Consider the following 1957-nt stretch of genomic DNA (forward strand, 5'->3'; position numbering starts at 1 on the left):
ATCGCGAGCAAGCTCGCTCCCACAAGGGATCGGTGTGAGTCAGGGGGCGGAGCGCTAGCCATGTCAGCCCTCTGGCGCATCAACCTCTGGGTCACGGCGTTCTTCGCCCTGGTCACCCTGGCCTGCGCAACGCTGCTGTTGCACCAGGCCACGGCGGATGTGCGGCGCGAATTGCAATCGGCCGAGTCGGTGGTGCATTACCTGCGCGAAACCGCCGAGCGCGACCCGGCTAGCCTTCAATCGCGGCTCACCGGCAGCCTGCGTCATGTGCGGGTGCGTTGGTTGGCACCCAGGGAAAACTCGCCGGCGCAAGAGCCTGGCTTGAACGCCTGGTTGGGGCATCGACTGTTGGCCGATGGTCCTGCCGCCCAGGTCGTTGAATTGCAGGACGGACGTCGGGCCTGGATCGCCGTTGACCCCGTGGATGAAATCGATGAGATCCTCGACTCGCTCATACAACTGCTCGGCGTCTGCGCGATGGCCTTGCTGCTCAGCCTGCTGGCGATTCGTTGGGCGGTGCGCCGGGGCATGCGCTTGCTGGACGAATTGCTACAGGCGCTGCATCAGGTATCCGCCGGGGATCTGCAGGTGAACCTGCGGGCAGCAGGCATTTCGGAGGCCCAGCAGTTGGCGGAGCATTTCAATCGCATGACTGCCGCCCTGGCCCAGACCCGGGCGGACAATGCTCGGCTGACCCAGGCATTGCTGGCTGTGCAAGAGCAGGAGCGCCGGTCCCTCGCGCAAACCCTGCACGACGATTTGGGCCAGTACGTGGCAGGCATTCGAGCGCGGGCCTGCCTGCTGCGGCTGGTGATCCACCAGCCGCCTGCGCTGGAGCAGACCGCCAGCGAACTGGAAGAACACTGCGATCATTTGCAGCAAGGCTTTCGCACTTTGGTCAACGATTTGTACCCCGTCGTGCTCCAGCATCTGCCGCTGGGCGAGGCCATCGAGCTGTTGGCCCGGCAATGGCAGGACAACCACGGCATCGCCTGTCAGTTGCGGGTCGATGGCGCGATACCGGCATTGGCCGGGCCGGACAAAGCCCACCTGTACCGCTTGTTGCAGGAAGCGCTGACCAACATCGCCCGGCATGCCGACGCCAGCCAGGTACGCATCCGCATGCAGCACCGCGCCGGTCGCCTGCGGCTATGGGTGCGCGATAACGGGCGCGGTGCCAAGCAGCCCGCTCGCGCCGGCGTCGGCCTGCATTCGATGTCGGAGCGGGCGCGCAGCCTCGGCGGTGAGCTGCGGATCCTGAGCCGCCCCGGCGCGGGGTGGGCCCTGGCCTTGAACATTCCCCTGGAGGCGCGATGAACATTTTGTTGGTGGACGACCACGCGGTGGTCCGGCAGGGCTACGCCAGCCTGTTGCGGGCGTTGATGCCGGAGCTGCAGGTTCGCGAAGCCGCTTCGGGCGAAGAGGCGTTGAGCCAGGTGCAGGAGCAGGTACCGAACCTGGTGATCATGGACTTCGGCCTGCCCGGCATCAGCGGGCTGGAAACCACCCGGCGCCTGCGGCAGCGCCTGCCGCAACTGCGGGTGTTGTTCTTCAGCATGCACGATGAATTGCCATTGGTTCGCCAGGCGCTTGAGGCCGGCGCGGCGGGTTACCTGACCAAGAATTCGGCACCGCAGGTATTGGTCGAAGCGGTGCGGCGGGTGTTGGCCGGTCATACCTATATCGAACAGGCCCTGGCGACGCAATTGGCCTGCGCGACCACCCGCCACGACAGCGATCCGCGCCTGCAATCGATGACCCAACGCGAGCTGGAGATCTTCGTCATGCTCGCCAAGGGCACCCCCGCGCGAACCATTGCCGAACAGCTGTGCATCAGCGCCAAGACCGTTTCCAACCACCTGACGTTGCTCAAGAGCAAGTTGCAGGTCAGTTCCCATGCCGAGTTGGTGCATCTGGGGATTGATATGGGGGTGGTGCGGGTGGCGGGGTGAGAAAT

General features: G+C 65.2%; 2 protein-coding genes. Both read left to right on the plus strand.

Translation table 11 applies throughout. The features are described 5' to 3' along the window. The first annotated feature begins 60 nt into the window (after positions 1-60). On the plus strand, positions 61-1317 hold the full coding sequence (locus OC610_RS26555) for a HAMP domain-containing sensor histidine kinase (protein ID WP_181288360.1): 1257 nt from the start codon (positions 61-63) through the stop codon (positions 1315-1317). Continuing rightward, complete coding sequence (locus OC610_RS26560; protein WP_181288359.1) at positions 1314-1952, plus strand: response regulator; 639 nt, start codon at positions 1314-1316, stop codon at positions 1950-1952. Before OC610_RS26555 ends, OC610_RS26560 begins: the two co-directional genes overlap by 4 nt. Positions 1953-1957: the final 5 nt, after the last annotated feature.

Source organism: Pseudomonas agronomica (assembly GCF_025917275.1).
GTDB classification, from domain to species: Bacteria; Pseudomonadota; Gammaproteobacteria; order Pseudomonadales; family Pseudomonadaceae; genus Aquipseudomonas; species Aquipseudomonas agronomica.